Genomic DNA, 26,600 nt, shown 5'->3' with positions numbered 1-26,600 from the left:
ATGGCTAGCAGCATTACCCTTGAAAAGATCGTCAAGCGTTTCGGCGCTTTCCCTGTCGTGCACGGCATCGACCTTCAGATAGAGCCGGGCGAGTTCACCGTCTTCGTTGGACCCTCCGGCTGCGGAAAATCCACGCTGTTGCGCATGATTGCCGGGCTTGAGGAGATTTCCGACGGAGAGCTTCGTATCGACGGCCAGCGCGTCAACGACACCGCCGCTTCCAAGCGCGGTATCGCCATGGTGTTCCAGTCCTACGCGCTCTACCCGCATATGAGCGTCTACAAGAACCTCGCCTTCGGCCTGGAAACGGCCGGCTACAAGAAACCGGAAATCGAGGCGCGCGTCCAGAAGGCGGCAGACGTGTTGCAGATCGGGCCTCTCCTGCAACGCAAGCCCAAGGCGCTGTCGGGCGGGCAACGGCAACGCGTGGCCATTGGTCGTGCCATCGTGCGGGAGCCGAAAATATTCCTTTTCGACGAACCCTTGTCGAACCTGGATGCGGAACTGCGTGTGCAGATGCGCGTGGAAATCGCCAAGCTTCACCAGAAGCTCGGCAGCACGATGATCTACGTCACCCATGACCAGGTCGAGGCCATGACCATGGCCGACAAGATCGTGGTGCTGCGCGAAGGCAAGATCATGCAGGTTGGGCGTCCGCTCGATCTTTATAACAGGCCGGACAACCAGTTTGTGGCTGGCTTTATCGGGTCGCCGAAAATGAACTTTCTGGCGGCAAAGCTCGTCGCATCCGATACCGCACGCCGCACCATAGAAATTGCCGGGCAGCACATTGTGCTGGAGCGCCCTCTGGACGCCAAAATCGATGAAGTACTGACATTCGGCATTCGTCCCGAGCACATCCAAGCGCAGACGCAATCGTCCACATTGGGCGAGGGCGATATCCAGCTTGTCGAGCATCTGGGTGGATCAACCGTCATCTACACCAACACAGCCGATGGCCAGCCTGTGAATGTTTTGCTGGAGGGGCAAAAGCAGTTTCGTATGGGAGAAAAAGTCCCGTTGTCCTTCGATCTCGCCAATGCGCACGTCTTCGGCAGTGATGGACGCCGGGTGTAATGGCATCACAGCATCGCATCCGACCCGCGAGAACTAGAATTTTCGGCTAAGAAATCGCGAGCCTTCCAGCCCAAACCGCCACGGCTGTTCCACGCCTTTCGATATGCCGATGCGCTGGCCGGCGACGGTCGAGATGGTATTTGCGCAATGCGAAACGACGATGGGCTCTTTCGTCACGGCCAGACCGTCCATGTCTCGCGTGATCCCGAGCGCTTGCGTCAGTTTTCCCGGCCCCGAGCACAGATTGGCAATGTTATCGGTGTTGCGTCGCAATTTCATGAGGTCGATACCGTGGGTGGGTTCGATGGCGCGGATCAGAACCGCCGAACCCGGTGTGCAAACGATATTGGCGCACCAGTGCAGTCCGTAGGATCTGTAGACATAGAGGTGTCCGTGGACCCCGAACATGGTCCGGTTGCGTTGGGTCGGTCCATTGAAACTGTGCGATGCCGGATCGTCGGGGCTGTAGGCCTCGGTTTCGACGATGATCCCGCCCGTATTGTTCACGCGGAATTCGCAGCCAATCAGGTCCTTGGCGACCGTCACGGCATCTCTCAGGTAAAAGCTTTGCGAAAGGAGGCTCATCTGCGCTCAGGCTTGAGGGAACAACACGGAGAACGTGTTGTTATGTGTTCTATGAAGAGCACCAAACAATCAAATGTCTGACCGCAGGGAGAACAGCATGACGGATGGGAAAGTTGCACTGGTTACGGGCGCAGGGTCTGGAATTGGCAGAGCCACCGCATTTGCGCTTGCCAGAGAAGGCTATCACATCGGTGTTCTCGGACGCACCAAAGAGGAGTTGGATGCGGTTGTCGATGATATCGTCGCGCAAGGATTCAAGGCCGTCGCACTGCTGGCGGATGTCTCGGACGAAGCCCAGATGGATGAAGCGGCCACGAAACTCGTCGATCACTTTGGTCGGATCGATGTCGTGGTGGCCAATGCCGGCATTAATGGCGTGTGGGCGCCTATCGAGGATTTGACGCCGGACGAGTGGGACAAAACCATGAGCGTCAACCTGCGCGGTACCTATCTCACCCTCCACAAAACCGTGCCGCATCTCAAAAAGCACGGCGGTGCGATCGTCATCGTTTCCTCGATCAATGGCACCAGAACCTTTACCTCGCCGGGTGCCACGGCCTACAGCGTCACCAAGGCAGGCCAATTGGCCATGGCCCAGCAACTGGCGCTGGAGCTTGCCCGTTATGGCATCCGCGTCAATGCCGTCTGCCCTGGCGCCATCGAAACCGATATCGATGACAACACCCAAATCCGCGACAGAGACGAGACGGCTATTCCCGTCGAATGGCCACAGGGCGAAATTCCCATTTCCAAGGGACGCCCAGGAACCAGCGAAGACGTGGCCGATCTCGTCGTGTTTCTGGCGGGCTCGAAATCGCGCCATATCACCGGAAGCCCAGTCTGGATCGATGGCGGGCAGGGCCTGCTCGTCTGACCTACGCCGTCACAGCCTTGTGTTCGTATGATTAACGAAACAGTAACGCAAATTCACGAAGCTTTGTGTCGCGATGCGGTTGCCGTCATCCGGTCAACTTCTTTATGTACGGGTTCCCTGAACAAGGCGGGCAAGACACTTTATGGCGTATACAAATCTTCTAGGGTTGGTTCCCGTGAGGCTGCGGAAATTCATGAGCGCATCCGTGCGTGTGGCATCGGTGGCAGCGCTGTGCGGCGCTCTAGCCGCATGCACGTCCATGGGTATCGATACTGCCTCTAAGGAACCGCCGAAGCTGTCGTCCAAAGTCGCCGCCTCCATGGCCTCCAAGGGAATGACGCCCGAAAGCCCCGTGCTCGTGCGCATCTTCAAGCAGGAGAGCGAACTCGAAGTGTGGAAGGTCGACAAGTCAGGCAGCTATGCGCTGTTCAAGACTTACCCCATGTGCCGCTGGTCGGGTAAACTCGGCCCCAAGACCAAAAGCGGAGACAGGCAGGCGCCTGAAGGTTTCTACCATGTCTCGGCAGGCATGTTGAACCCGAATTCGCAATTTTATGTGTCCTTCAATCTCGGCTACCCGAACCGGCTGGAATCCGCGATGGGCTATACCGGCGAGGCGCTGATGGTCCATGGTGCCTGTTCCTCGTCGGGTTGCTTCGCCATGACGGATCAGCAGGTCGGTGAAATCTATGCGATTGTCGATCGGGCGCTCAAGGGTGGACAGGCCAAGTTCCAGGTTCAGGCCTACCCGTTTCGCATGACGGCCAGAAACATGGTTGCCTACAAGGACGACCCGAACTTCTCGTTCTGGAAGACCCTCAAGGAAGGCTATGACAGTTTCGAACTGACGAGACGTCAGCCGAAAGTCTCCGTCTGTGGCCGTCGCTATGTCTTCAACAGCGAATTTTCTGGCGGTGAGCCGAGCGATCCGCTCGCAGCATGTCCTGCGGTTATCAACCAGACGGAACCCGCCGTAGCCGCCAAGCTCAGCGCCGAGAACCAAAAACTCGTGGCAGCACTGAACGAGGGAACCTCCAGCGCACTCAACTCTTATGTCGATGGCGGAATGCATCCCAGCTTCCGCGCCATTTTGAAGAACAATGGCGCAAAGAGCATGGCGGAGAAGGTGTCCGGCACGAAATATCCGATCAGCCGCCCGGAAGCGGCCCTTGCTGACCCCTTTGCGGGCTCGCGATAACAGACTGACAAGGACACCGATTGAAAATGGACTCTACGACGCGCAGGTCTTTCCTCTTGGGCACCGGAGGATTGGCCGTCACGGCGCTTGCCGGATGTAACACCACGCCGCGCGAGGTGCCGCAGCGGGCTGTTCGTCCTGTCGCTGATCCGTTCTATGCCGAAATTTATGGGCCGAAGCCAGATGAACAGTTTCCGCTGCCAGCAATCCCTTATGAGAAAATCGACCCTCGCTTTTATCGTCAGATGGTGGACAATCCCACGGGCGAACGTCCTGGGGTGATTGTGGTGGATACCGCCAATCATTTTCTCTACCTGACCTATGAGGGCAATCAGGCCATGCGTTACGGCGTCGGCCTCGGTCGTGCCGGCTTCGAATGGTCGGGCAGGGGCGTCATCCAGTACAAGCGCCAATGGCCGCGCTGGACACCGCCGGACGAGATGGTTGCACGTCAGCCGGAGCTTGTTCCCTACAGCTCTGCCAATGGCGGAATGGAGCCGGGCCTCAAGAACCCGCTCGGCGCCCGTGCTCTCTACATCTTCAAGGACGGACAGGACACGATCTATCGCCTGCACGGTTCGCCGGAATGGTGGAGCATTGGCAAGTCGGTGTCATCAGGCTGCGTACGGTTGATGAACCAGGACATCGTCGATCTCTACAACCGGGTGCCCGACGGCACGCCGATTGTCGTGATGGCCGGTGCAGCCACATCGCAATCGCAAACGATGGCAGTGGCACCGGGCTTGGCACCGATGCAGGACCAGCCCTACCCGGACCCGTATTATTGAGGGGAAAAGCCCTTACTTCAGTGGGAGGGAATATTTCCTTCCCACTCGACGCAAACGGATGCGCCCTGGGATGATGTGGTCTGAAACTGGGTGAGCTTTGCCTTGAGGCTCTGCGCCATGGCTGAGATCAGCCGTGTACCAAGGCCGGTGCCCTTGGGCGGATTGGCACTGTCCATGCCGACGCCGTCGTCTTCGACCACAAGCCGCACGAGATTGCCGTCCATCGTCAGAAGAATGCGAATTTCGCCGACACCGTCGGGATAGGCATATTTCAACGCGTTGGTCGTCAGTTCGGTCACGATCACACCCAGTGCCACGGCTTGGTCGGGCGACGCCTTGACGTTTTCCATCTGTGTGGAAATTTGGACTTTCTCGCTGTCGCGGGCGGATTTGGCGAGATCCTGAATGATGGACGCCAAATAGGCGTCGAGCTCGACCTCGCCGACATTGTAGGCCGTGTAGAGGCTGCGATGAACGCCGGCGATGGCGGAAATGCGGCTCTGCGTTTCCAGAAGCGCGGTGCGGGCCTCCGCCGTTGTCACGGCGTTCAACTGCATGCGGATCATGGCTGACACCAGAGAAAGACTGTTGGCGATCCGGTGGTTCATTTCCTTGGAGATCAGCTCGGCGCGCTCTTTCGCCTGTACCAACTGCCGCTCAGCCTCTTCCTTTTCACGACGAAGCTGGAAGTTATCAAGCGCGTGATGGATGGAATTCAGCAAAAGCGGAAAGAAATCGTCTGCGACATTCTTGATCACATAGTCGGCCGCGCCAGCCTTCAACGCGTCTATGGCAATCTGCGCCTCGCTGGCGCCGGTCACATAGAGAACAGGGATCACCCGGCACGCATCGCCGATCGCGGCGAGGAACTGAAGACCGGTGCCGCTCTGGAAATAATGGTCCAGAACCACGGCATCGAACGTGCCTGCATGAAATTCTTCCAGGCCCGAAGGCACGGAGGACGCATGAATGACGTCTATGTCATGCCGACCCAGCACGCGCTGGGCGAGCTTTGCAAGGGTAGGGTCATCATCGACATAGAGTATTCGTAAAGTCATTAAGCGTTCACGGGACCTGAATTACGGAGAAGAAAAGACCGAGATTTCTGATGGCGGTTGCAAACCCCTCATAGTCCACTGGCTTTGTAATATAGACATTCGCGCCGAGATCATAGCATTTCTGGATCTCGGTCTCGTCATCCGTTGTCGTCAATACCACAACCGGAAGGCGTTTGGTGTATTCATTGTTTTTGATCGCTTCAAGGATTTTAAGGCCCGACGTGTCCGGCAAATTGAGATCCAGCAGGATCAGCAGGTAACGGTCCTTGCTGACCAGACCGTCCCGTTCAGGACCAAGGATGAAATCCAGCGCCTCATGGCCGAGCGTAAACGGCACGATCTTGTTGTTCACACCTGCGCGGCGTACATTCTTTTCGATGAGGCGCGCATGCCCCTCGTCGTCTTCGATCATGACGATCGTGACTTCCTGTCCCGTTGCTTTCATATGTCGTTCCCTCGCGTTATTTTTCGCAGATCAGTCGGCAATGTCAGGTGAAACGTGCTTCCTTTGCCGAGCTCGGACGCGACCGTGATGTCTCCACCTAAATTTCTGATGAGCGACCGCACATGGGCCAGGCCGATGCCTTCACCTTGCTGGTCCTGCGTTCCCGCACGGCGGAAAAGCTCGAAAATACGCTCCAGATCGTCTTCGGCTACACCGCGGCCGTTGTCGCTCACATCGATGCGGACGATACCGCGGCCTTGCGGCAGAATACGGGCGGTCAATTCCAGGGGGCGTCCGGGCATCTGGTATTTCACGGCATTGTCAAAAAGATTGCCGAGGATCTGGTCGATCGAAATCCTGTCGGTCACGATTGTGAAGCTTTGCACGTCAACGTCGATCTTGCCGTCAACGGCGCTCACCTGATGCTGCACGCTTGCACCCGCCGTCATCAGCAGATCTTTCAGATCCACCTTCTCGGCCTGCAGCTTTCGGCGGCCATCACGCGAAATCTTGAGAATGGCATTGATCAGTTGGTCCATCTTGCGGGTCGAAGAGCGGATGAAGCGCATGGCTTCCGGCAGGTCCTCTTCCACGGCCAGCTTGGCATCGCGCACATCGTTGTCGGATAGCGGCTTGCCATCCGCCAGAACGAAAGCCTGAACGGGCTTCAAGGACGCATCGAACTCCGATAGAAAGCCCATGATGTTGACCAGTGGTGCTCGCAGATCATGAGTCACGATATAGGCGAACTTCTGGATTTCCTGATTGGCGCGGACAAGGTCTCTGGTGCGCTCGTCGACGCGTTCTTCCAGCCCCCTGTTCAGTTCGTCCACTTCCTCACGCGAGCGCATGAGCTCGCGGATATATTTCAGCATGAGCACCACAGCGCCGGTCAGCACGGCAAGGATGGCGACAGCGCCGATGATGGTCACCCAACGCAGATTTTCCGCTGCCGCCAATTGATCCGCCACGATGATGCGCAGCCGGTTGTCGGCCGTTTCCTGATAACGACCGAGCGTGGCTCTGATATCGCGCATATAGGCAAGGCCGGTGTCGCTACGCACCAACTCGATAGCATCGGACGTGCGGTTGTCGTTCATCAACTGAACAGCCCGTCCAATCTCGGCCATCTTGGCGTCGAGGTTGGATTGGAACTGGGGCAGATCGTCGAGATATTCGGCTTTGTTACCGATACGCTCGACAAGTCGTTGCCGCTTTTCACCCAGGGTCGCCAGCGCATCCTGATAGGGCGCGAGATAGCGCTGGTCACCTGTCAGAAGGTAGCCCCGCTGGCCCGTTTCGGCATCCTGTATTGCGGTCAGAACGTCCAGAATGGAGGCGCGCAAACGGCGCAGTTCGGCGGTTTCCTGCGAGTATTTGTTGTTCGCCTGAACAAGCCACAGCGAGGTCGCAACCATGCCGACAAGCAGCAGCACGCCCAAACCGAACATGATCATTGTTCGCCGAACGAACGCAGATAGTTTTGCCACCCCAGACCCCGTAGCTTTTAAGTTCGTTCGTACGTATCCAGCGTCTATACCATATGCAAGACGTTGCCGCATTAATGGTTAAGTTGTTCGCTTTTATTGACGAACACGCTGGCGCGAAGCTGAATTGTTTCACAAAAAAAGCCCACCGCTTTGCTTGCTGGTGGGCTTTGTTCGGTGTGTCGGCGGCAGTGTTAGAGGTTGCGGCCGATATCGAGGAATTTCTGACGGCGCTCTGCGCGAAGCTGGCTGCCGGAAAGTGGCGTGAGGTCCTTCAGTGCGGCAGCGATGGTCTTGCCGGTCGCTTCGATGACGGTCGCCGGGTCGCGATGTGCGCCACCAAGCGGCTCGGGAATAATGGAATCGATCACCCCCAGCGCTTTCAGATCATCCGACGTGATCTTCATATTGGTGGCGGCTTCCTTGGCACGGGTCGAATCGCGCCACAAAATCGAGGCCGCACCTTCCGGTGAGATGACCGAGTAGATGGCGTGTTCCAGCATGTGAACGCGGTTGCCGGTGGCGATGGCGATGGCGCCTCCCGAACCACCTTCGCCGATCACGACAGAAACGATCGGAACCTTTGCGTTGAGGCACATTTCGGTGGAACGGGCGATGGCCTCTGCCTGACCGCGCTCTTCAGCGCCAACACCGGGATAGGCACCTGCCGTATCGATCAGCGTGATAACAGGCAGCGAGAAACGGTCGGCCAGTTCCAGAACGCGGATCGCCTTGCGGTAGCCCTCGGGGCGCGGACTGCCAAAATTGTGCTTGAGACGGGACTTCGTGTCGTTACCCTTTTCCTGTCCGATGATCGCAACGGGCTGGCCGTTGAAGCGGCCGAGACCTGCCTGGATCGCGGGATCCTCGGCAAATTTGCGGTCGCCGGCCAGCGGTGTGAAGTCGGTGAACAGCGCCTTGGCATAATCCACGAAGTGCGGGCGCTGCGGGTGGCGCGCGACCTGCGTCTTCTGCCACGCGTTCAGCTTGGAGTAAATGTCCAGCATTGCGTCCCGAACGCGGGATTCAAGACGCGAGATCTCCTCCGAGGTGTCTATGCTCTCGTCTTCGGCTGCAAGCTTTTTCAGCTCCAGAATCTTGCCTTCAAGGTCCGAGATAGGTTTTTCGAAGTCGAGGTAGCTGTGCATGAGATCCGTTTCCGATCGTTTTGCGCAAGGTTTGACCGGGTGGCCCCGGCGGTTCCGACCGCTCTATTCAAGGTTTTTGGCCTGTTTGGCAAGAGGGTGGTGCGTTTGTACCAGTTCTTGCAACCGTTCTTCCAGCACATGTGTATAGATTTGTGTCGTGGAAATGTCCGAATGGCCCAGCAATTCCTGCACGGCGCGCAGGTCTGCGCCATTCTGTAAAAGATGGCTGGCAAAGGCGTGCCGGATGACATGCGGAGAGATGGCCGAGGGCGTCAACCCGGCCCTGATGGCGATATCTTTCAGATCGCGCGCGAACACCTGCCGCGGCAGATGGCCCTCTTTCCCGTTGGATGGAAACAGCCACACACTATCGGGCTTTCCCTCCACTTTCGGTGCGAGCTTCTTGCGGGTTTGGTCATAGCTGTCCATTGCTTCCATCGCCGTGCGTGAAAGCAGCACCATGCGGTCCTTGTTGCCCTTGCCGCGGATCATCAAAAACCGGCCTTCATGGCGCAACACTGTCGCAGGTAGGGAAACGAGTTCGCTGACGCGCATGCCGGTGGCATAGAGCAGCTCCAGCAAAAGATGCATGCGAATGCGTGACAGCTGCCCGGCCCCTTCCGTTTCCGCTTCCTTTTGCGCCTGCGACAGAAGCGCCGAGACATCGGCGACGCTCATGAGCTTGGGAAGCGCGCGTCCCTTCTTGGGCGAGTCCAGGATGCTCGTCGGATCGTCGCCCCGCAGCCCTTCCGAATAGAGGAATTTGTAGAATTGCCGCAGACAGGACAGTCGCCGCGCCTGCGACGAGGCCGCGAAGCCCTGTGCCGAGAGGTGGCCGAGATAAGCGGAGAGATCCGACGTCGTCGCATCGGCGACAGGCGTGTTGCGCGTTGCCAGAAATTCTCTGAGATCATTGAGGTCGCGCTCATAGGAGGTCAGCGTGTTGAGCGCGGCCCCACGCTCGGCGCTCATCATCTCCAGAAAGCTCTCCAGCCGTGCCATATTCTGTCCAGCCATTCAGGCGTGTTTCCCTGTCGTCATGGTGTGGGCGGGTTCAGCTTTTCGGAGGGTATGCGCACCGTCACCTCCCGCTCGCGCGGCTGCACCAGCATGACCAGCGAAATCATGCCGCCATAGATGATGCCCGCAATGGCAGCCAGAACAAAGATGAAGCGGAAAAGAGTGGGCATGGATACTCCGGGCAGGTCTCGTGCAATATATGTAAGGCGCAGGCGTCAACAGCAAGACCGATGCCTTGATCGTGAAATGCGTCTCCGAGGCGATTCTCTTTCCATTAGGCGCAATTAGGCTTGACGCTTGGTAAACATTTGCAGATACCGATGCCAAACGGGCCATCATTCATGAGCGAAACCAGCACGACGATTCACTCTGGTTTGGGTGACAAGACTATCGGTGAGAAGGCCCGGGCAAAGCTTGGAAGACGCAACGTGATTTTCGTTGGCCTGATGGGCGCCGGAAAATCTGCCATCGGCAGGCTCGTCGCGCAACAGCTGAAAATCCCTTTCGTCGATACGGACTCCGAAATCGAACGCGTATCGCGCATGACGATCTCCGAACTGTTTGCATCTTACGGTGAAGACGAGTTCCGTGCGCTGGAAATGCGTGTGATCAAGCGCTTGCTGCGCGGGGGGCCGAAAGTCGTGTCGACCGGCGGCGGCGCGTTTGTCAATGACAATACGCGCAGGCACATCAAACGCGGCGGCATTTCCATGTGGCTGAAAGCGGATATCGAGGTTCTCTGGGAGCGGGTCAGCAAGCGCGAACATCGTCCGCTGCTGAAGACCGAAAATCCCAAGGCCACTTTACTGGCACTCATGGAACGGCGGTATCCGATCTATCAGGAAGCCGACATAACCATCGAATCGCGGGATGTCCGCAAGGAAATCATCGTGAAAGAGGTGCTGGAAGCCATCGCCAGTACGGAACATAAGGCCTGATCCCATGACATCTGAAGACCTCTCCACAGACGAACGCCTCGTTCACGTGCCCTTGGGCGAACGTGCCTACGACATTCTGATTGGTCCAGGTCTGGTGGCTCGTGCCGGTGGCGAGATTTCCTCCCGCCTCAAGGGCAAGCGCGCCGCCATCATCACCGATGAGCATGTCGCTCCGCTTTATCTCGAAGCGTTGGTGGATGGTTTGCAGACAGACGGTATCGAGGCGGTATCGCTGACGCTGCCCGCCGGAGAAAAGACCAAGAGTTTCGAGCATCTGATGACGGTTTGCGATACGGTGCTGTCCGCGCGCATCGAACGCAACGATGCCGTGATTGCGCTGGGTGGCGGCGTTATCGGCGATCTCACAGGCTTTGCCGCAGGCGTCGTGCGTCGCGGTGTCCGCTTCGTGCAGATACCAACCTCGCTTCTGGCGCAGGTCGATTCGTCCGTGGGTGGCAAGACGGGGATCAACACGCGCCATGGCAAAAACCTCGTCGGTGTTTTCCATCAGCCCGATCTGGTGCTGGCCGATACGACCGTGCTGGATACGCTGAGCCCGCGCGAATTTCGCGCCGGTTATGCCGAGGTCGTCAAATACGGGCTGATCGACAAGCCCGATTTCTTTGCCTGGCTGGAAAAGAACTGGGAAGACGTTCTGAAGGGCGGGCCTGCGCGCATTCAGGCGATTGCGACGAGCTGTCAGGCCAAGGCGGATGTAGTGGTGGCGGACGAGAAGGAAAATGGCGTCCGCGCATTGCTCAATCTCGGTCACACCTTCGGTCACGCACTGGAAGCAGCAACGGAATACGACAGCAAACGTCTCGTCCATGGCGAAGGTGTGGCCATCGGCATGGTGCTTGCGCACCAGTTTTCCGCCCGCCTCAACCTCGCAAGTCCTGATGATGCCGCCCGTGTCGAGGCGCATTTGAAGGCGGTTGGCCTGCCGACGACGATGAAGGATATTCTAGGAGAACTGCCGCCGGTCGAAACGCTGATGGCGGCCATTGCGCAGGACAAGAAGGTCAAGGGCGGCAAGCTCACCTTCATCCTCACCCATGGCGTGGGTCAATCCTTCGTGGCCGACGACGTTGCTTCATCCGAGGTGCAGTCCTTCCTTGGCGAAAAGCACCCCGGCTGAGCCTCTTCAAAACCGGATCGTTTCACCCGGTGCCGCCACGTCTATGGCGAGCGCGTGAAGTCCGGCATCGAGTTCCGGCTTCAGCAGCGCATTGATGGCGCGGTGGCGGTCCACCCGTGACTTGCCGGAAAAGCTTTCCGACACGATCTGAACCCGCATATGTGTTTCGCCTGCTCCGGTCATGTCGGGCTGGTGGCCCGCATGCAGGTGACTTTCATCGATGACATCAAGCCGAATAGGCGAAAACGTCTCGTTGAGCTTGTTTTCTATACGTTCTCGCAGGGCCATCTTTACGGTCTCCAAATCAGTCTTGCGTGTCGAAGGGGCTCTCTAGAAGCCTGCAACATTCCACTTTGTCAATTCTTGTTTGGTGCGCTTTCGCGTCCCATAATTAGGGTACCATGAAACTGGATTCGAAATACTTCGACCGCATTCGCACACGCCGCAGACGGGATCCGGAGCCTGAAATAAAGGCACCGACCTGCCAGTGGGATGGGTGTGACAAGCCGGGCGTCCATCGCGCACCCGTCGGCCGCAATGCCGAGGGGCAATTCTTCATGTTCTGTTTCGAGCATGTGAAGGACTACAACAAGGGCTACAACTATTTTTCCGGCCTGTCGGACAACGAGATTGCCCGCTACCAGAAAGAAGCCATCACCGGCCACCGCCCCACCTGGACTGTCGGCGTCAACAAGACGGCAGGCGATAGCCCTTTGCATTCCACATTGCGCTCGGGCTCTGCTGGCGCGACCAATGCGCGCATTCGCGATCCTTTCGGCTTTACGGGCCAGGGACGCAGCGGAGGGCCGCGGTATGCACAGAGCCGCAAGTTGAAGACGCTGGAACAGAAAGCCTTTGATACGCTGGGATTAACCGTCAACGCAACACAGGAGCAGATCAAACGCAGCTACAAGGAGCTTGTCAAAAAGCATCATCCTGATGCTAATGGTGGTGATCGTGGTTCGGAAGATCGTTTTCGGGCTGTTATTCAAGCCTACCAATTGTTAAAGCAATCTGGTTTCTGCTAAGCCCTTTCCTGTGACCGCCTGATAGATATGTGGCCGGGTGGCTGCTACCCGCCTTGGAGACGTTATGAGCAAAATTGACCTGGATATTACCAACCTGCCGGATACGACCGTTTCCGTGCGTGATGTGTTCGCTATCGACACCGATCTGCGCGTGCCCGCCTATTCGAAGGGCGACGCCTATGTGCCGGACCTGGACCCCGACTACCTTTTTGACCGCGATACGACGCTCGCCATTCTTGCGGGCTTTGCGCACAACCGACGCGTCATGGTCTCGGGCTTTCACGGAACCGGTAAATCCACCCATATCGAACAGGTCGCTGCCCGCCTGAACTGGCCGTGTGTTCGCGTCAATCTCGATAGCCACGTCAGCCGTATCGATCTCGTCGGCAAGGACGCCATCGTCCTGAAAGACGGCAAGCAGGTCACCGAATTCAAGGACGGCATCCTGCCATGGGCCTACCAGCACAACGTCGCGCTTGTTTTCGATGAGTACGATGCGGGCCGCCCGGATGTGATGTTCGTCATCCAGCGTGTGCTGGAATCGTCCGGCCGCCTGACACTTCTCGACCAGAGCCGCGTTATCCGTCCGCACCCGGCATTCCGTATTTTCGCGACCGCCAATACGGTCGGTCTTGGCGATACGACGGGTCTCTACCACGGCACGCAGCAGATCAACCAGGCGCAGATGGACCGCTGGTCTGTCGTCACCACGCTGAACTATCTGCCACATCAGCAGGAAGTGGATATCGTCGTTGCCAAGGTCAAAAGCCTTGATAACGACAAGGGTCGCGAAACCGCGTCGAAGATGGTGCGCGTTGCCGACCTGACCCGTTCAGCCTTCGTCAATGGCGATCTGTCCACCGTTATGAGCCCGCGTACCGTTATCACCTGGGCGGAAAATGCCGATATCTTCGGTGATGTGGCCTTCGCCTTCCGCGTGACCTTCCTCAACAAGTGCGATGAGTTGGAGCGGACCCTGGTGGCCGAACATTATCAACGCGCATTCGGCGTTGAGTTGAAGGAAAGCGCTGCGAACATCGTTCTCAGCGCCTGATATTTTCCAGCTTTTCCGGAAAGTGTCACCCATGAGTTGAAGACGTCACCCCGCCGCTTTGCTGGAGGGGTGACGGTCTGGAATCGACAGGAAAGACAATGGCAGGCCGTGGCGACAATGTGAGACCCAAATCCGGAATGATGATCGACGCGGAACCGCTGCGTCAGGCCATTACCGGATGCGTGCGCTCGATTGCGGGCGATGCGGAAATCGAAGTCACCTTCGCCAATGAGCGCCCCGGTCTTGCCGGTGAGCGCATGCGGCTGCCGGAAATCTCCAAGAAGCCAACCGCTCAGGAAATCGCCATCACCCGCGGTCTCGGCGATTCCATGGCATTGCGCATCGCCTGTCACGATAGCGATGTCCACGCCACCATGGCCCCGCAGGGGCCGGATGCGCGGCTCATTTTCGATGCGGTGGAACAGGCGCGGGTTGAATCCATCGGTGCGCGGCGCATGCCCGGCATGGCCGCGAACATGCGGGCGATGAACACCGAAAAATATGCCAAGGCGAATTTCGTCAATATCAATACGCAGGAAGACGCACCGCTTGCAGAAGCCATCGCAATGATGGTGCGCGAACGTCTCACCGGTGAAAAGCCGCCCGAAAGCGCTGGCAAGGTGCTGGATCTCTGGCGCTCTTTCATCGAAGACAAGGCGTCCGGCGACCTTAAGGACTTGTCGAAGGTCGTTGAAGACCAGAAGGCATTTTCCAAGCTCATCCGCAAGATGCTGACCTCGATGCAGATGGCGGAGGATTTCGGCGACGAGGACGACCAGCCCGAGAGCCAGGAAACCGAATCCGAGGAAGACCAGCCCGCCAGCAACGAGACGCAGGAAGAACAGGTCGAGGAAGAAGCCGGTTCCGATGCCGCCCCTGCCGAAGAGAGCGAAGCCTCCCAGGAGCAGATGGAAGACGGCGAGATGGATGGTGCGGAGATGTCGGAGGACGAGATGTCCGACGATCTCGACGAGGATTCTGAAACGCCCGGCGAAACCCGCCGCCCCAACAGCCCTTTCGACGATTTCAACGAGAAGGTGGATTACCGCATCTTCACGCAGGAGTTCGACGAGGAAATCTCTGCCGAAGAGCTTTGTGACGAAGCCGAGCTCGACCGTCTCCGCGCCTTTCTCGACAAGCAGCTTGCGCATCTCCAAGGTGCGGTCGGCCGTTTGGCCAACCGTTTGCAGCGCCGCTTGATGGCGCAGCAGAACCGCTCGTGGGATTTCGATCTGGAGGAGGGTTATCTCGACCCGGCACGTCTGGTGCGTCTGGTCATCGATCCGATGCAGCCGCTGTCCTTCAAGAAGGAGCGGGATACGAAGTTCCGCGATACCGTGGTGTCGCTGGTCATCGACAATTCCGGCTCCATGCGCGGTCGCCCGATCACGGTTGCGGCCACCTGCGCCGATATTCTGGCACGCACGCTGGAGCGGTCTGGCGTCAAGGTCGAAATCCTGGGCTTCACGACCAAGGCCTGGAAGGGCGGACAGTCACGTGAACAGTGGCTGGCCGGTGGCAAGCCACCATCTCCCGGTCGCCTCAACGATCTTCGCCACATCGTCTATAAGTCCGCAGATGCGCCTTGGCGCCGTTCGCGCCGCAATCTCGGCCTGATGATGCGCGAAGGCTTGCTCAAGGAAAACATCGATGGCGAAGCGCTGATGTGGGCGCATAACCGTCTCATCAACCGGCCCGAACAGCGCAAGATCATGATGATGATCTCCGATGGCGCGCCGGTGGACGATTCCACGCTGTCGGTCAATCCGGGCAATTATTTGGAGCGTCACCTGCGCGCCGTCATCGAACAGATCGAGACACGCTCGTCCGTGGAACTGCTTGCCATCGGCATCGGCCATGACGTCACGCGCTACTATCGCCGCGCCGTGACGATCGTGGATGCGGACGAACTGGCGGGCGCGATGACGGAGCAGCTTGCAGCCCTGTTCGAAGATACCAACGCGGCTCCGCGCCGTTCCGGCAGGATGCGCCGTGCGGGCTAAGCCGCGCGGTGACAGCTCGGCAAAACGTGGATTGTTCGGGGTTGCCGCTTTAGCAGTGGCATTGGCGACAACCCTCATCCCGTCCGGCATGGCTGCGGGCACAGTCGATGTGCCGGTCAGCGCGCGTCTGGTCTCCCAGTTCAAAGTCGATTCGACGGAAAAACGGTTCGGCAAACTTCAATTTGTCGGTGGGTTGGTCATGCGTTCGCCCGAGCCGCTGTTCGGTGCTATCTCCAGCATCCGGTTCATGCCCGATGGCCGCAGTTTCCTCGCGGTCCTGGACACCGGCCACTTCCTGTCCGGCAATGTGGAGCGTAATGCGTCGGGCGACCTGTCGGGGCTATCGCACGTCCGCATTGCTCCCATGCTGGACAAGGCTGGCCACGAGGCAAAACGAAAACGCGATATGGACTCGGAAGGGCTGGCCTTGCGAGGCAACCGGGCCTTCGTCAGCTATGAGCAGCGCCCCCGCATCATGATCTACTTTACCGACGATCTGGAAACGGCAAAGCCGATAGGGCAGCTGCCACATCTCATACCCGATGACGAGTTTCGCCGTAACGCAGGCATGGAAACGATTGCCGTGTCTCCCGCAGACGGCCCGCTTCGCGGTTCCATGGTCGTGGTTGCAGAGGCAAGCCTCGACAGCAACGGAAATCTCTTGGCAGCCATTCTGGAGGGTCCGCGAAAAGGGCTCTTCGCTGTTTCCCGCGACCACGCCTTTTCCGTTACGGATGGCGCGTTTCTGCCCGATGGCGATCTGTTGCTGCTCGAGCGACGGTTCGAACTGGCCGTCGGCGTCGGCATGCGCATCCGTCGCATCAAGGCAGATACTATACGTCCCGGCGCGGTGGTAGACGGTGAAATCCTTATCGAAGCCGACCTTTCCAACCAGATCGACAACATGGAAGGCATGGATATCGTCAAGGCGGCAGATGGCTCGACACATCTCATTCTGGTATCCGACGACAATCACTCGTTTTTGCAACGAAATATGATGCTGGAATTCAAGCTGCTCAACTGACAGCGGCCGCTCTGTAACGGCCTGTTCTACCAACCGTTGCCGCCGATACTTTTGAAATACCTTAAATATTACAGTAATTTAATATTATATCGTCTTCCGTTTTTGCGCCGTGACGCGTTAAGTGATCGAACGGGAATGACGGCTGCTGCGTCATTGGCCTGCCCTTTCTGAATATCGGTCATTTCGGAAGTAGGGGCTGGGTCTGATGGCGTCACCGTAATGCTCCTGACCGGACTAATACTTGAACGATACATGCAGTTTGAAAGTCTACACGGATTTGCCTGCGGACGCTCCAGCCCCGCATGCTGTGCGCGTTAGAACGAATGCCTTCCCGTCCATCGGCTCGAATGCCTCCAAAGGACTTCCGCATGCGGTTTATCATATCTGTCGCAGTCGTTATTGCCGTTTCAACACTGCTGTTCATCAATCGTGATGCAGTGGAATCCTATCTGCCGTCATGGGCCAAACCGACATCGGCGACCACCCAGACCCATCCCTCCGATGATACCCAGGCCAAAGGCGGTGGACGGCATGGTGGCGGCGGTGGAGGGCAGGCGGGGCGGCCCTCGGCGGTCACGGTGACCACGGCAAAGGCGGGCTCTCTGCCTGTTACGCGCCAGACAATTGGCGCTATCGTTCCCGTGGCGTCCACCGCATTGACGAGCCCGATTTCCGGCATTGTCGCGAGCATTCTGGTGAATGATGGTGCCGAGGTGAAGGCAGGAGATCTTCTCGTGCAGCTCGATGACCGCACGATCAAGGCCAATATCGCACGCGATGAGGCCGTGCTTTTGCGAGATCAGGCGGTATTGGAAGCGGCCCAGGCAACGCTTGCCCGCGTCGAATCGCTGAGCAGACAGGGCGTCGATACACAGCAGCAATTCAGCGATGCGAACGCTACCGTCAAACAGGCGCAAGCGACGCTGTCGGTCGACAGATCCACGATCGCGGCGGACAACGTCACGCTCTCGCAGACGCAAGTCCGTGCGACATTCGATGGCAAGCTGGGTGTCGTTCTCTTGTCGCCGGGTGCCTTTGTCGCACCGGGCGGCGAGGTGGTCATGCTCACGCAGATGAAACCGGTGCTGGCGGAATTTTCGCTGCCGGAGCCGGATCTCGACCTCGTGCGCACGGCCATGACCAATAAGATTTTGACGGCGGACGTCTTTACCACGCAGGCGCAGCAGCAGGACGGCAAGGCCACTGGAACCGGCAATATCGTCTTTATCGACAATACGGTTGATCCGGCGTCCGGCACGTTCAAGCTTCGCATGCGTCTGGATAACGACCCCGAAACCTTCTGGCCCGGACAGTCCCTCAAAGTAACGGTCAAGGCAGGGCAGGTGGATGATCTGGTGACGGTTCCGCTCGTCGCACTCCAGCCCCAGGCTGGCGGTTTCGTGTGCTATGTCGTCGGTCCCGATAACACGGTCGAGCAACGCAAGGTCACGCTGGCGCTGACCGATGGCGATGTCGCCGGTGTGTCGACCGGTCTGAAAGACGGCGACACGGTCGTCACGGAAGGGCAGGCGTCGCTCATCAACGGCAGCCATGTCGTCGTCAACAAGCCCAAGGATGCAGCCGAGAAGAAACCGGCTGCGGCACCAGTGACGGGTGACGCGACATGAATATGTCTGAAATCTTCATTCGGCGTCCGGTCGCGACGATCCTGCTGATCATGGGCGTGCTGATTGCCGGTGTCGCCGCCTACAGGAACCTGCCTGTCGCCGCACTTCCACAGGCGGATTTCCCGACCATCAACGTCTCGGCGCAGCTGGCAGGTGCCGCACCCGATACGATGGCAAGCTCGGTCGCCACCCCGCTCATCAAGCAGTTCGAAACCATCGCCGGTATCGATACGATCACGGCAAGCTCCTCGCTCGGCAACACCCAGATCACCATCCAGTTCAACCTGTCGCGCAACATCGATGCTGCCGCCGCGGACGTTCAGGCAGCCATTGCCCGCACACAGCGGCAACTGCCCGACAACATGACGTCGCCACCCAGCTATCGAAAGGCCAACCCGGCGGACGCCGCCGTCCTCATTCTGGCGCTGACGAGTGACGCGGCCGACCTGACGAAGATGGACGACATCGGCGAGAACATCGTTTCTCCGGCACTTTCCACCATCTCCGGTGTGGCGCAGGCGCAGGTTTACGGTGCCAAGACCTATGCGGTTCGCGTGGAAGTCGATCCCAACAAGCTTGCAAGCCGTGGATTGTCGCTGAACGACGTCTCGAACACGCTTGCAGCCTCCAACGACCAGTCGCCCATCGGCACCTTGCAGAATGCCTCGCAGGCGCTGACCATCGATGCGTCTACGCAACGCACCGATGCCGCTTCCTTCCGCACGTTGATCATCGCCAGACCGAATGGCCGCATCGTGCGGCTGGAAGATGTGGCAACGGTCAAGGACAGCGTGGAGGTGGTCAACCAGGGTAGCTGGCTGGATGGCACGCCGGCGATCGTTCTGGCCGTTCAGCGCCAGCCCGGTGCCAACACGGTGGCCGTGGTCGATGCCATCAAGGCGAAACTTCCCGAATTGCAGAAGAGCCTGCCTGCCAACATGCATATCAACGTCGTCAACGACGCCTCTGTGTCGATCCGCGCGGCGGTGGCCGATGTCGAGATGACACTGATGATCACGCTCGGCCTCGTCATTCTCGTCATCTACCTGTTCCTGCGTCAGGTTTGGGCGACGTTCATTCCGGGCCTTGCCGTGCCCTTGTCGCTGGTTGCCACCCTGGGCGCCATGTATGCGCTCGGCTTTTCCATCGATAACATTTCCCTCCTCGGTCTCACCCTTTCGGTCGGTCTGGTGGTGGATGATGCCATCGTGATGCTCGAAAATATCGTGCGCAAGGTGGAAGAGGGCATGCCGCCCTTCCAGGCTGCCATCGAGGGCGCCAGCGAAGTCACGGGCACCATCATTTCCATGTCGATTTCGCTCGTCGCCGTGTTTCTTCCCATCCTGTTGATGGGTGGCATCGTCGGGCGCGTGCTCAACGAATTCGGTGTGGTCGTCACACTCGCCATTCTGTCGTCGGCTGTGGTCTCGCTGACCGTGACGCCGATGCTCGCCGCCCGCCTGCCGCACAAGCCGGAGGAAAGAGACAGGAAGCCGACGTTGTTTGACCGGGCGACAGCGGCCTACGGACGGTCTGTCGGATGGTGCCTTCAGCACCGCCCCATCGTGATGGTCATGTTCGTCCTCACGCTCGTGGGCTCCGGGTGGATGTTCACCAGTCTTGCCCGCAGCTTTTTCCCCACCGAAGATATCGGTCTGTTGACCGTCTCCACGCAGGCGCGCCAAGACATTTCCTATCAGGCGATGAGTGCGCTTCAGGCCAAAGCCGCGGCCATCGTATCTGCCGACCCCTCGGTCGCGCACGTTACCTCCACGCTCGGCTCAGGCCCCGGTGGTTCTGCGCTGAATGCAGGCTCCATCCTCGTTCAGCTCAAGCCTTTCGAAGATCGGCCAGTCCTGGATGTGACGCTCAACTCGCTCCGGCACGCGCTGTCGGGCATTGCGGGTCTCAAGACCTTCATCACCCCGCAACAGAGCCTTCGCTTCGGTGGCCGTAGTTCCCAGAGCATGTATCAGGTGGTGCTCCAGTCCATCGATGCGAAACTGGCGCGGGAGTGGTCGAAGACGCTGGGTGACGCGATGCGTGCGGATAGCGGATATTTCGTGGATGTCGCATCGGATTTGCAGGATAACGCGCTGCAGGCCCACCTCGTTATCGACAATGACCGCGCCAATACGCTGGGCGTCACGTCGCAGTCCCTGCGTCAGACGCTGGAAGCGGCATTCGGCAGCTATCAGGCGACACAGATCCAGACCACCGGCAACAGCTACGATGTCATTCTGGAATATGACCAGTCCCTGCAATGGAACGAGCAATCGCTGGGTTCACTGCGCGTCGGCTCCAGTTCGGGTGCGCTCGTTCCGCTCGCCAGCTTTGCGACGATTACCCGTGCGGCAGGCCCTGTCACGGTCAACCAGACTGGGCAGCTCACATCCGTCACCCTGTCGTTCAACCTTCCCACAGGCGTTTCGCTCGGCTCGGCCACGGCGCGGATCGATGAGCTGAAACAGCAGATCCAGGTTCCATCGACGGTGACCACCAACCTCGCGGGAGCGGCGCAGATCTTCAAGCAGACCAGCGATAGCACCGGCCTTTTGATCGGCGCTGCAATCCTCACCATCTACATCGTGCTCGGCGTGTTCTATGAAAGTTTCCTGCACCCGCTCACCATCCTGTCCGGCCTGCCATCCGCTGCGTTCGGGGCGCTGCTAACACTGAAACTCTTCGGTTTCGATCTGTCGATCATCGCGTTGATCGGGCTTTTGATGCTGATCGGTATCGTCAAGAAGAATGCGATCATGATGATCGACGTCGCGCTGACCTTGCAACGGGAAGAACGCATGCCGACGCTGGATGCCATCCACGAAGCCGCCGTGCGGCGTCTGCGCCCGATCATGATGACGACGTTTTGTGCGCTCTTCGGCGCTCTTCCGATTGCTGTAGGCACCGGTGCAAGTTCTGAATTGCGCCAGCCGCTGGGCATCGCCGTGGTCGGCGGCCTCATCGTCAGTCAGATATTGACGCTGTTCATGACGCCGGTCATCTTCGTGGAGATCGAACGCCTCTCGGAATTCGTCAAGTCCCGGTTGGGAAGAGGACATCGCCAACCCGTAACGGAATAAGGTTGGTTCGCTGGTCGTTTGAGCTCAGCCCGATGGCTTTTTCGCAATAGATTTGCGCAACTTGGCAACTTGTGCCAAGGTGAACGCCTGAATGCAACGCGGCCAGAGTTCCGGGAAAGAAGAACGACATGGCATTGCATGACTTTTCACCTCTTCCGTTGACGTCCCTTTCGAAGCTGACAGACGCCATGGCGCGCATCGTTCGCGCCAAAAGCTGGGAAGACGTCATCGAAATCATGAGGACCTCCGCGCGGTTTCTGATCGGCTGCGAGGGAATTGCCATCATCCGCAGGGATGGGGATCTTTGCCACTATGTGGAGGAAGACGCGATCGGTCCGCTTTGGAAGGGCAAGCGTTTCCCCATGGTCGCGTGCATCAGCGGCTGGGCCATGCTCAACAGGCAGACCGTCGTCATCCCCGATATTTCCAAGGATGATCGTGTCCCCTACGAGCTTTATGAAGCTACGTTCGTCAAGTCCTTGGCGATGGCACCCGTGTGTGTGGAAAATCCGATTGGCGCCATTGCAGCCTATTGGTCGCAAGCTTACGAGCCCAGCCAGTGGGAAATCGAGACGCTGGAAGCCTTGGCCAGTGCGGCAGCTTCCGCGTTCGAAACCATCGACCTGATCGGTTCGCTGTCCAGCGATCTCGCCGATTCGCGCAATCTGTCATCGCACATCGGTGAAGCGCAAACGGATTTCTCTGGCGACATTGCGCGCGTTGCTGCAATCGCAGCCGTTCCGTCCATTCTGGATGTTGTCTTGCGCATGACCGGCATGGGCTTCGCCGCCGTGGCACGGGTCACGGAAGACAGATGGGTGACCTGCCAGTCGCTCGATCATGTTGGTTTCGGCTTGAAGCCCGGTGACGAACTGCCGGTCGAAAGCACACTCTGCAACGAAATTCGCGATCATCGTGAAACGATCGTCTTCGATGACGCCGCGTCGGATCCGCTTTATCGCGACCATCATACGCCACGCGTCTACGGATTACGGAGCTATATTTCCGAGCCGATCATCCTGTCGAACGGTCAGTTTTTCGGAACGCTCTGCGCCATCGATCCCAATCCGGCCAAGATCAAGAATCCGCAGGTTCTCGGCACCTTCAAGCTTTTCGCAGAACTCATCGGCCAGCATCTGGATTCGGGCGAGCGTCTGAAAGTCGCGCAAGAGATGCTGGAGCGCGAGCGCAAGGTCGCGGAACTGCGCGAGCAATTCATTGCCGTCCTCGGTCATGATCTGCGCAATCCCATTGCTGCGGTCGATGCAGGCACATCGCGCCTGTTGAAGGAAGGCTGGACCGAGCGAAGCCCCTTGGTTCTCAATCTGATGAAAGCCAGTATCGCACGCATGGGCGGTCTGGTGGACAATGTCATGGACCTTGCCCGCGCACGGCTCGGCGGTGGCATCTCGCTCAAGCTTTTCGAAGATGATCTGAGCACGACCCTGTTCCACGTCGTGGATGAATTGCGTGTTGCCCATCCCTCGCGCGTTATCGACGTCAATCTCGATATTCCTGCGCCGCTTTTGGTCGATCGGTTCAGGATTGCACAGATGCTGTCCAATATCGTATCCAACGCCCTGACCCACGGTACCGACACGGGAACCGTCAGGATTGATGGAGCCGTCAACAACGGATATCTGGAAATCTCTGTCAGCAATTGCGGCAAGCCGATATCGCCCGACATGCTGGAGCGTCTGTTCCAACCATTCAGAAGAGGTGACCTGCGTCCCGGCATGCAAGGCTTGGGTCTTGGTCTCTACATCGCGTCAGAAATTGCCAAGGCACATAACGGCGCGATCACCGTCCATTCCGATGCAAGCGAAACACGGTTCACTTTCACAATGCCCACCTGAATGATTACACCTTGATTGCCGGTCCAGCCGGTTCGGGATCACCGGACGCTGTCGCAAGACGCTTGGATTCTGCTCCCCAGATGACGGCCCAATGTCCCGATAAGGTCAGGATATTGTTTGAGATATCGAGGCCCTCACTACAGAGCCATTAATCATTTTTTAGTCGGAGAGAAAATTGGAGCGGGCGAAGGGATTTGAACCCTCGACCCCAACCTTGGCAAGGTTGTGCTCTACCCCTGAGCTACACCCGCTCAAATCCGCTGGTTCGGGGTAGATCGCTGAACCGCGGGTCGCTGCGTTGCGGCGACGAGGGCTATATCGCTCAACCGCTTTTTAAATGCAACAGGGAAATGACAAAAACCGTCAGAAAAACTCTAAAAACCATACAAGCTACGGAAAACATTGAGTATTTTTGATGGCTGAATTCCAAAGGCGATTGCAAAGCCGATGCTGAACGCCTAATGACGATATGATCGAATTTCCAAATGATGGCGCAAGAGGACAGACATGACGCAGCAATCCCCCAAAACGGCACAGGACCTTTTTGCTTTGCTGGATAGTCTCGGCATCGAACACAAGACGCTCGAGCATGAGCCTGTTTTTACCGTGGCCGAATCGGAATCCCTACGCGATCGCATTGCCGGCGCCCATACCAAGAACCTCTTCGTGAAGGACAAGAAGGACCAATATTTCGTCCTGACCGTCGAAGAAAACGCCGTGGTCGACTTGAAGACGGTTCACAAGACCATCGATGCGTCCAGCCGTGTGTCATTTGGCAAGCCGGAAAAGATGCTCGAATATCTTGGCGTTATCCCAGGTTCGGTCACCGTTTTCGGTGCCATCAATGATACGGGCCGCAACGTCACCTTCGTGCTCGACAGCGAATTGATGAAGCATGCGCTCATCAACGGCCATCCGCTTTCCAACGATGCGACGACGACGATTGGTCGCGATGATCTCATTCGTTTTCTGGAGGCGACGGGTCACACGCCGCTCATCTTGAAAGTGACAGAATAAAGTACGATCTTTGCGCCAGACCAGCGATACAAGCAAAATGAACGGAGACTTGAGATGACCGGTGCCAACAACCCCTACGGAACGTCCATGGGCGGACAGATGACCGGCTCCGTGCAATATGCAAATGCGCCAAGTGCACCGGAGGCTCCGGCGGGCGGCCACATCAAGGATACCACCACTGCGAACTTCTCGAAGGACGTGATGGAGGAATCGCGCCACCAGCCCGTTCTGGTGGACTTCTGGGCGCCATGGTGTGGGCCTTGCAAGCAACTGACGCCGGTGCTGGAAAAGGTGGTCAACGAATCCGGTGGGCGCGTGAAGCTCGTCAAACTCAACATCGATGACCATCCCTCCATTCCCGGCCAGCTTGGCATCCAGTCCATTCCGGCCATCGTCGCGTTTCAGGACGGTCGTCCGGTGGATGGCTTCATGGGCGCTGTACCCGAAAGCCAGATCAGAGAGTTCATCGACAAGATCGCAGGCCCGGCTGGCGATGATCCGCAGGCCGAAATCGATGCCGCCTTGGCCGAGGCCAAACAGCTCTTTGACAATGGTGACCATCAGGGCGCTGCCCAGCTCTTTGGCTTCGTCATGCAGGTGGACCCGGAAAACCCGCAGGCCGTTGCCGGCATCGCCGAATGCATGATCGCCGTTGGCGACTATCCGCGTGCCAGCGATCTGCTGGGTGCGCTTTCGGAAGAGCTGCGGGCCGATGCAGCCGTCCAGGCCGCATTGAAGAAGCTCGCCCAGTACGAAGAGGCCAAGGCGCTTGGCGATCCAGCGGCGCTGGAGCGTGAACTGGCAGCAAACCCCGACAATCACGAAGCGCGGATGAAGCTGGCCAAGATCCTCAACGCGCAGGGCCGACGCGACGAGGCGGCCGATGAGCTGCTGACCATCATGCGCAAGGATCGCACCTTCGAAGACGATGGCGCGCGCAAGCAACTGGTCGAGTTTTTCGAAAGCTGGGGTTTCAAGGACCCGGCATCGGTCACGGGCCGCCGGAAACTTTCTGCGATCCTGTTTTCCTGATTGCTCGACTTGCGATGAGGGCACGCGGAACACATCTATAAGGCATATCCCGGCAGACACGCATCAGAATGTCTGCGCAGTTCGAAATGGGGGCACGCGCGTTAGGTCGGGCCCGCCAAACGTCTCGAAAATGAGGACACGTCCATGCAAGTCGGCAATGCGAGATATTTGAAGACCACGGATCTACCGGATGTGGTGCCCGTTTTCCCGCTTCCCGGTGCGCTCCTGTTGCCGGAAGGCCAGCTTCCCCTCAATATTTTCGAGCCGCGTTATCTGGCGATGTTCGACGCCGCGCTGGCCGGACATCGGCTGATCGGTATGGTGCAGCCAGCGTTGACCTCGCTGGATGGTGGCGCCGAAGCAGGCCAGTTGAGCCAGATCGGCTGCCTTGGCCGCATCACATCCTTTTCGGAGACGGGCGACGGCCGTTATATGGTGTCCTTGAGTGGCATCTGCCGGTTCCGCCTGCTGGAGGAAGCGACCGCTGGCAAGCCTTACCGCAGCTTCAGACACGCGCCCTTCATCGCCGATCTCTCAGGCGAAAACGACGAGGACGCGGTGGACCGTGGAAACCTCCTGCGCGTGTTCAGGGCGTTTCTCGATGCCAACCAGCTCGAGGCTGACTGGGAGAGCGTGGAACGTGCCGGAAACCGCGTGCTGGTCAATTCGCTCTCCATGATGTCGCCCTTCGGTGCTGCCGAAAAGCAGGCTCTTCTCGAAGCGCCTGATCTCAAATCGAGAGCCGATACGCTGATCGCGATCACCGAGATCCTGCTTGCTCAGGGTGACACCCCAAGCGGCACGACGTTGCAGTGAGGCTTGAGCGATGGACGAGAAACTGAGCAATGTCGATCCCAAGCTGTTGGAGCTTCTCGTCTGCCCTCTGACCAAAGGCCGCCTCTCCTACCATCGTGACGCCAACGAGCTGATTTCCGAGAGCGCCAAACTCGCCTATCCCATTCGTGACGGCGTCCCGATCATGCTGATGTCGGAAGCAAGACGCATCGAAGACTGAGAGGCGTTGGCGCAATAAGCGGCGTCGTCCAAACTTCACACATCGCACCATGAGTTCGCGTTGACTTTTATCCTGAAGTGCGAGCAAAGTCGCCCCGGTCATGC

Annotated in this window: 25 protein-coding genes and 1 tRNA gene; 17 read left to right on the top strand and 9 right to left on the bottom strand. The window is 58.3% G+C overall.

Annotated elements, in window-relative coordinates; genetic code table 11:
* Positions 1-1,077 carry an ABC transporter ATP-binding protein gene (locus RMR21_RS17210; protein ID WP_498670684.1) on the top strand — a complete coding sequence of 359 codons (1,077 nt, stop codon included), beginning with the start codon at positions 1-3 and terminating at the stop codon, positions 1,075-1,077.
* A 33-nt stretch (positions 1,078-1,110) separates the two neighbouring features.
* Here RMR21_RS17210 and RMR21_RS17205 read toward each other — a convergent pair whose 3' ends face one another.
* Positions 1,111-1,662 (bottom strand): DNA-3-methyladenine glycosylase, encoded by a 552-nt coding sequence (locus RMR21_RS17205; protein ID WP_498670683.1) that lies wholly within the window; start codon positions 1,660-1,662, stop codon positions 1,111-1,113.
* A 97-nt stretch (positions 1,663-1,759) separates the two neighbouring features.
* Here RMR21_RS17205 and RMR21_RS17200 point away from each other — a divergent pair, with 97 nt between their 5' ends.
* The 3 genes from RMR21_RS17200 (at position 1,760) to RMR21_RS17190 (ending at position 4,522) form a co-directional block, all read left to right on the top strand.
* The gene (locus tag RMR21_RS17200; protein WP_498670682.1) at positions 1,760-2,536 is read left to right on the top strand and encodes an SDR family oxidoreductase; all 777 of its coding nucleotides are present in this window, start codon (positions 1,760-1,762) and stop codon (positions 2,534-2,536) included.
* 193 nt (positions 2,537-2,729) lie between these two features.
* A complete protein-coding gene (locus RMR21_RS17195; protein WP_498670681.1) occupies positions 2,730-3,734 on the top strand; it encodes a L,D-transpeptidase family protein in 1,005 nt (334 codons plus the stop codon).
* A gap of 26 nt (positions 3,735-3,760) precedes the next feature.
* On the top strand, positions 3,761-4,522 hold the full coding sequence (locus tag RMR21_RS17190; protein ID WP_498670680.1) for a L,D-transpeptidase: 762 nt from the start codon (positions 3,761-3,763) through the stop codon (positions 4,520-4,522).
* A 17-nt stretch (positions 4,523-4,539) separates the two neighbouring features.
* Here RMR21_RS17190 and RMR21_RS17185 read toward each other — a convergent pair whose 3' ends face one another.
* From RMR21_RS17185 to RMR21_RS17160, 6 genes are all read right to left on the bottom strand, one after another.
* A complete protein-coding gene (locus RMR21_RS17185; protein WP_498670679.1) occupies positions 4,540-5,580 on the bottom strand; it encodes a histidine kinase dimerization/phosphoacceptor domain -containing protein in 1,041 nt (346 codons plus the stop codon).
* Between the two features lie 7 nt (positions 5,581-5,587).
* Positions 5,588-6,025 carry a response regulator gene (locus tag RMR21_RS17180; RefSeq protein WP_498670678.1) on the bottom strand — a complete coding sequence of 146 codons (438 nt, stop codon included), beginning with the start codon at positions 6,023-6,025 and terminating at the stop codon, positions 5,588-5,590.
* A complete protein-coding gene (locus tag RMR21_RS17175; RefSeq protein ID WP_498671770.1) occupies positions 6,022-7,476 on the bottom strand; it encodes a sensor histidine kinase in 1,455 nt (484 codons plus the stop codon). The genes RMR21_RS17180 and RMR21_RS17175 overlap by 4 nt, the downstream gene beginning before the upstream one ends.
* Positions 7,477-7,706: 230 nt before the next feature.
* Entirely contained in the window at positions 7,707-8,660 is a 954-nt protein-coding gene (locus tag RMR21_RS17170; RefSeq protein WP_498670677.1) for an acetyl-CoA carboxylase carboxyltransferase subunit alpha, read from the bottom strand.
* Positions 8,661-8,723: 63 nt separating this feature from the next.
* Positions 8,724-9,677, bottom strand: coding sequence for a site-specific tyrosine recombinase XerD (gene xerD / locus RMR21_RS17165; protein ID WP_498670676.1), 954 nt, complete (start codon positions 9,675-9,677; stop codon positions 8,724-8,726).
* A gap of 20 nt (positions 9,678-9,697) precedes the next feature.
* Complete coding sequence (locus RMR21_RS17160) at positions 9,698-9,850, bottom strand: hypothetical protein (protein ID WP_174156027.1); 153 nt, start codon at positions 9,848-9,850, stop codon at positions 9,698-9,700.
* A 171-nt stretch (positions 9,851-10,021) separates the two neighbouring features.
* Here RMR21_RS17160 and RMR21_RS17155 point away from each other — a divergent pair, with 171 nt between their 5' ends.
* A complete protein-coding gene (locus RMR21_RS17155; RefSeq protein ID WP_498670675.1) occupies positions 10,022-10,618 on the top strand; it encodes a shikimate kinase in 597 nt (198 codons plus the stop codon).
* A gap of 4 nt (positions 10,619-10,622) precedes the next feature.
* Positions 10,623-11,756, top strand: coding sequence for a 3-dehydroquinate synthase (gene aroB, locus RMR21_RS17150; RefSeq protein ID WP_498670674.1), 1,134 nt, complete (start codon positions 10,623-10,625; stop codon positions 11,754-11,756).
* Between the two features lie 6 nt (positions 11,757-11,762).
* Here aroB and RMR21_RS17145 read toward each other — a convergent pair whose 3' ends face one another.
* On the bottom strand, positions 11,763-12,044 hold the full coding sequence (locus RMR21_RS17145) for a BolA family protein (protein WP_498670673.1): 282 nt from the start codon (positions 12,042-12,044) through the stop codon (positions 11,763-11,765).
* A 113-nt stretch (positions 12,045-12,157) separates the two neighbouring features.
* Here RMR21_RS17145 and RMR21_RS17140 point away from each other — a divergent pair, with 113 nt between their 5' ends.
* The 7 genes from RMR21_RS17140 to RMR21_RS17110 all read left to right on the top strand — a co-directional run bounded on the left by RMR21_RS17140 (position 12,158) and on the right by RMR21_RS17110 (position 23,432).
* Positions 12,158-12,784 carry a J domain-containing protein gene (locus RMR21_RS17140; RefSeq protein ID WP_498670672.1) on the top strand — a complete coding sequence of 209 codons (627 nt, stop codon included), beginning with the start codon at positions 12,158-12,160 and terminating at the stop codon, positions 12,782-12,784.
* A 64-nt stretch (positions 12,785-12,848) separates the two neighbouring features.
* The gene (gene cobS, locus RMR21_RS17135) at positions 12,849-13,838 is read left to right on the top strand and encodes a cobaltochelatase subunit CobS (protein ID WP_498670671.1); all 990 of its coding nucleotides are present in this window, start codon (positions 12,849-12,851) and stop codon (positions 13,836-13,838) included.
* Positions 13,839-13,936: 98 nt separating this feature from the next.
* A complete protein-coding gene (gene cobT / locus RMR21_RS17130) occupies positions 13,937-15,841 on the top strand; it encodes a cobaltochelatase subunit CobT (RefSeq protein ID WP_498670670.1) in 1,905 nt (634 codons plus the stop codon).
* An 88-nt stretch (positions 15,842-15,929) separates the two neighbouring features.
* Positions 15,930-16,865, top strand: coding sequence for an esterase-like activity of phytase family protein (locus RMR21_RS17125; protein WP_498671768.1), 936 nt, complete (start codon positions 15,930-15,932; stop codon positions 16,863-16,865).
* 368 nt (positions 16,866-17,233) lie between these two features.
* Complete coding sequence (locus RMR21_RS17120; protein ID WP_498670669.1) at positions 17,234-18,493, top strand: efflux RND transporter periplasmic adaptor subunit; 1,260 nt, start codon at positions 17,234-17,236, stop codon at positions 18,491-18,493.
* Entirely contained in the window at positions 18,490-21,576 is a 3,087-nt protein-coding gene (locus RMR21_RS17115) for an efflux RND transporter permease subunit (RefSeq protein WP_498670668.1), read from the top strand. Before RMR21_RS17120 ends, RMR21_RS17115 begins: the two co-directional genes overlap by 4 nt.
* Positions 21,577-21,704: 128 nt before the next feature.
* A complete protein-coding gene (locus RMR21_RS17110) occupies positions 21,705-23,432 on the top strand; it encodes a sensor histidine kinase (RefSeq protein WP_498670667.1) in 1,728 nt (575 codons plus the stop codon).
* Positions 23,433-23,608: 176 nt separating this feature from the next.
* Here RMR21_RS17110 and RMR21_RS17105 read toward each other — a convergent pair.
* Positions 23,609-23,683 (bottom strand) — tRNA-Gly (locus RMR21_RS17105).
* 256 nt (positions 23,684-23,939) lie between these two features.
* On the opposite strand from RMR21_RS17105, the gene RMR21_RS17100 reads away from it, so the two are divergent.
* From RMR21_RS17100 to RMR21_RS17085, 4 genes are all read left to right on the top strand, one after another.
* Complete coding sequence (locus RMR21_RS17100; protein WP_498670666.1) at positions 23,940-24,449, top strand: prolyl-tRNA synthetase associated domain-containing protein; 510 nt, start codon at positions 23,940-23,942, stop codon at positions 24,447-24,449.
* 54 nt (positions 24,450-24,503) lie between these two features.
* Positions 24,504-25,481, top strand: coding sequence for a thioredoxin (trxA, locus tag RMR21_RS17095; RefSeq protein ID WP_498670665.1), 978 nt, complete (start codon positions 24,504-24,506; stop codon positions 25,479-25,481).
* A gap of 144 nt (positions 25,482-25,625) precedes the next feature.
* Positions 25,626-26,297, top strand: a complete 672-nt coding sequence (locus tag RMR21_RS17090) for an LON peptidase substrate-binding domain-containing protein (RefSeq protein WP_498670663.1) — start codon at positions 25,626-25,628, stop codon at positions 26,295-26,297.
* A 10-nt stretch (positions 26,298-26,307) separates the two neighbouring features.
* Entirely contained in the window at positions 26,308-26,496 is a 189-nt protein-coding gene (locus RMR21_RS17085; protein WP_174156040.1) for a Trm112 family protein, read from the top strand.
* Positions 26,497-26,600 lie beyond the last annotated feature (104 nt).

Origin of the sequence: Agrobacterium sp. rho-8.1, from assembly GCF_033957725.1 — a bacterium.
In the GTDB taxonomy this organism is placed as follows: domain Bacteria; phylum Pseudomonadota; class Alphaproteobacteria; order Rhizobiales; family Rhizobiaceae; genus Agrobacterium.
This window is presented reverse-complemented; position numbering and strand designations above follow the sequence as displayed.

Coding starts and splice junctions, on each gene's coding strand:
- RMR21_RS17210 (WP_498670684.1), top strand. CDS start 1: ATGGCTAGCAGCATTACCCTTGAAAAGATCGTCAAGCGTTTCGGCGCT.
- RMR21_RS17205 (WP_498670683.1), bottom strand. CDS start 1,662: ATGAGCCTCCTTTCGCAAAGCTTTTACCTGAGAGATGCCGTGACGGTC.
- RMR21_RS17200 (WP_498670682.1), top strand. CDS start 1,760: ATGACGGATGGGAAAGTTGCACTGGTTACGGGCGCAGGGTCTGGAATT.
- RMR21_RS17195 (WP_498670681.1), top strand. CDS start 2,730: ATGAGCGCATCCGTGCGTGTGGCATCGGTGGCAGCGCTGTGCGGCGCT.
- RMR21_RS17190 (WP_498670680.1), top strand. CDS start 3,761: ATGGACTCTACGACGCGCAGGTCTTTCCTCTTGGGCACCGGAGGATTG.
- RMR21_RS17185 (WP_498670679.1), bottom strand. CDS start 5,580: ATGACTTTACGAATACTCTATGTCGATGATGACCCTACCCTTGCAAAG.
- RMR21_RS17180 (WP_498670678.1), bottom strand. CDS start 6,025: ATGAAAGCAACGGGACAGGAAGTCACGATCGTCATGATCGAAGACGAC.
- RMR21_RS17175 (WP_498671770.1), bottom strand. CDS start 7,476: ATGTTCGGTTTGGGCGTGCTGCTGCTTGTCGGCATGGTTGCGACCTCG.
- RMR21_RS17170 (WP_498670677.1), bottom strand. CDS start 8,660: ATGCACAGCTACCTCGACTTCGAAAAACCTATCTCGGACCTTGAAGGC.
- xerD (WP_498670676.1), bottom strand. CDS start 9,677: ATGGCTGGACAGAATATGGCACGGCTGGAGAGCTTTCTGGAGATGATG.
- RMR21_RS17160 (WP_174156027.1), bottom strand. CDS start 9,850: ATGCCCACTCTTTTCCGCTTCATCTTTGTTCTGGCTGCCATTGCGGGC.
- RMR21_RS17155 (WP_498670675.1), top strand. CDS start 10,022: ATGAGCGAAACCAGCACGACGATTCACTCTGGTTTGGGTGACAAGACT.
- aroB (WP_498670674.1), top strand. CDS start 10,623: ATGACATCTGAAGACCTCTCCACAGACGAACGCCTCGTTCACGTGCCC.
- RMR21_RS17145 (WP_498670673.1), bottom strand. CDS start 12,044: ATGGCCCTGCGAGAACGTATAGAAAACAAGCTCAACGAGACGTTTTCG.
- RMR21_RS17140 (WP_498670672.1), top strand. CDS start 12,158: ATGAAACTGGATTCGAAATACTTCGACCGCATTCGCACACGCCGCAGA.
- cobS (WP_498670671.1), top strand. CDS start 12,849: ATGAGCAAAATTGACCTGGATATTACCAACCTGCCGGATACGACCGTT.
- cobT (WP_498670670.1), top strand. CDS start 13,937: ATGGCAGGCCGTGGCGACAATGTGAGACCCAAATCCGGAATGATGATC.
- RMR21_RS17125 (WP_498671768.1), top strand. CDS start 15,930: ATGGCTGCGGGCACAGTCGATGTGCCGGTCAGCGCGCGTCTGGTCTCC.
- RMR21_RS17120 (WP_498670669.1), top strand. CDS start 17,234: ATGCGGTTTATCATATCTGTCGCAGTCGTTATTGCCGTTTCAACACTG.
- RMR21_RS17115 (WP_498670668.1), top strand. CDS start 18,490: ATGAATATGTCTGAAATCTTCATTCGGCGTCCGGTCGCGACGATCCTG.
- RMR21_RS17110 (WP_498670667.1), top strand. CDS start 21,705: ATGGCATTGCATGACTTTTCACCTCTTCCGTTGACGTCCCTTTCGAAG.
- RMR21_RS17100 (WP_498670666.1), top strand. CDS start 23,940: ATGACGCAGCAATCCCCCAAAACGGCACAGGACCTTTTTGCTTTGCTG.
- trxA (WP_498670665.1), top strand. CDS start 24,504: ATGACCGGTGCCAACAACCCCTACGGAACGTCCATGGGCGGACAGATG.
- RMR21_RS17090 (WP_498670663.1), top strand. CDS start 25,626: ATGCAAGTCGGCAATGCGAGATATTTGAAGACCACGGATCTACCGGAT.
- RMR21_RS17085 (WP_174156040.1), top strand. CDS start 26,308: ATGGACGAGAAACTGAGCAATGTCGATCCCAAGCTGTTGGAGCTTCTC.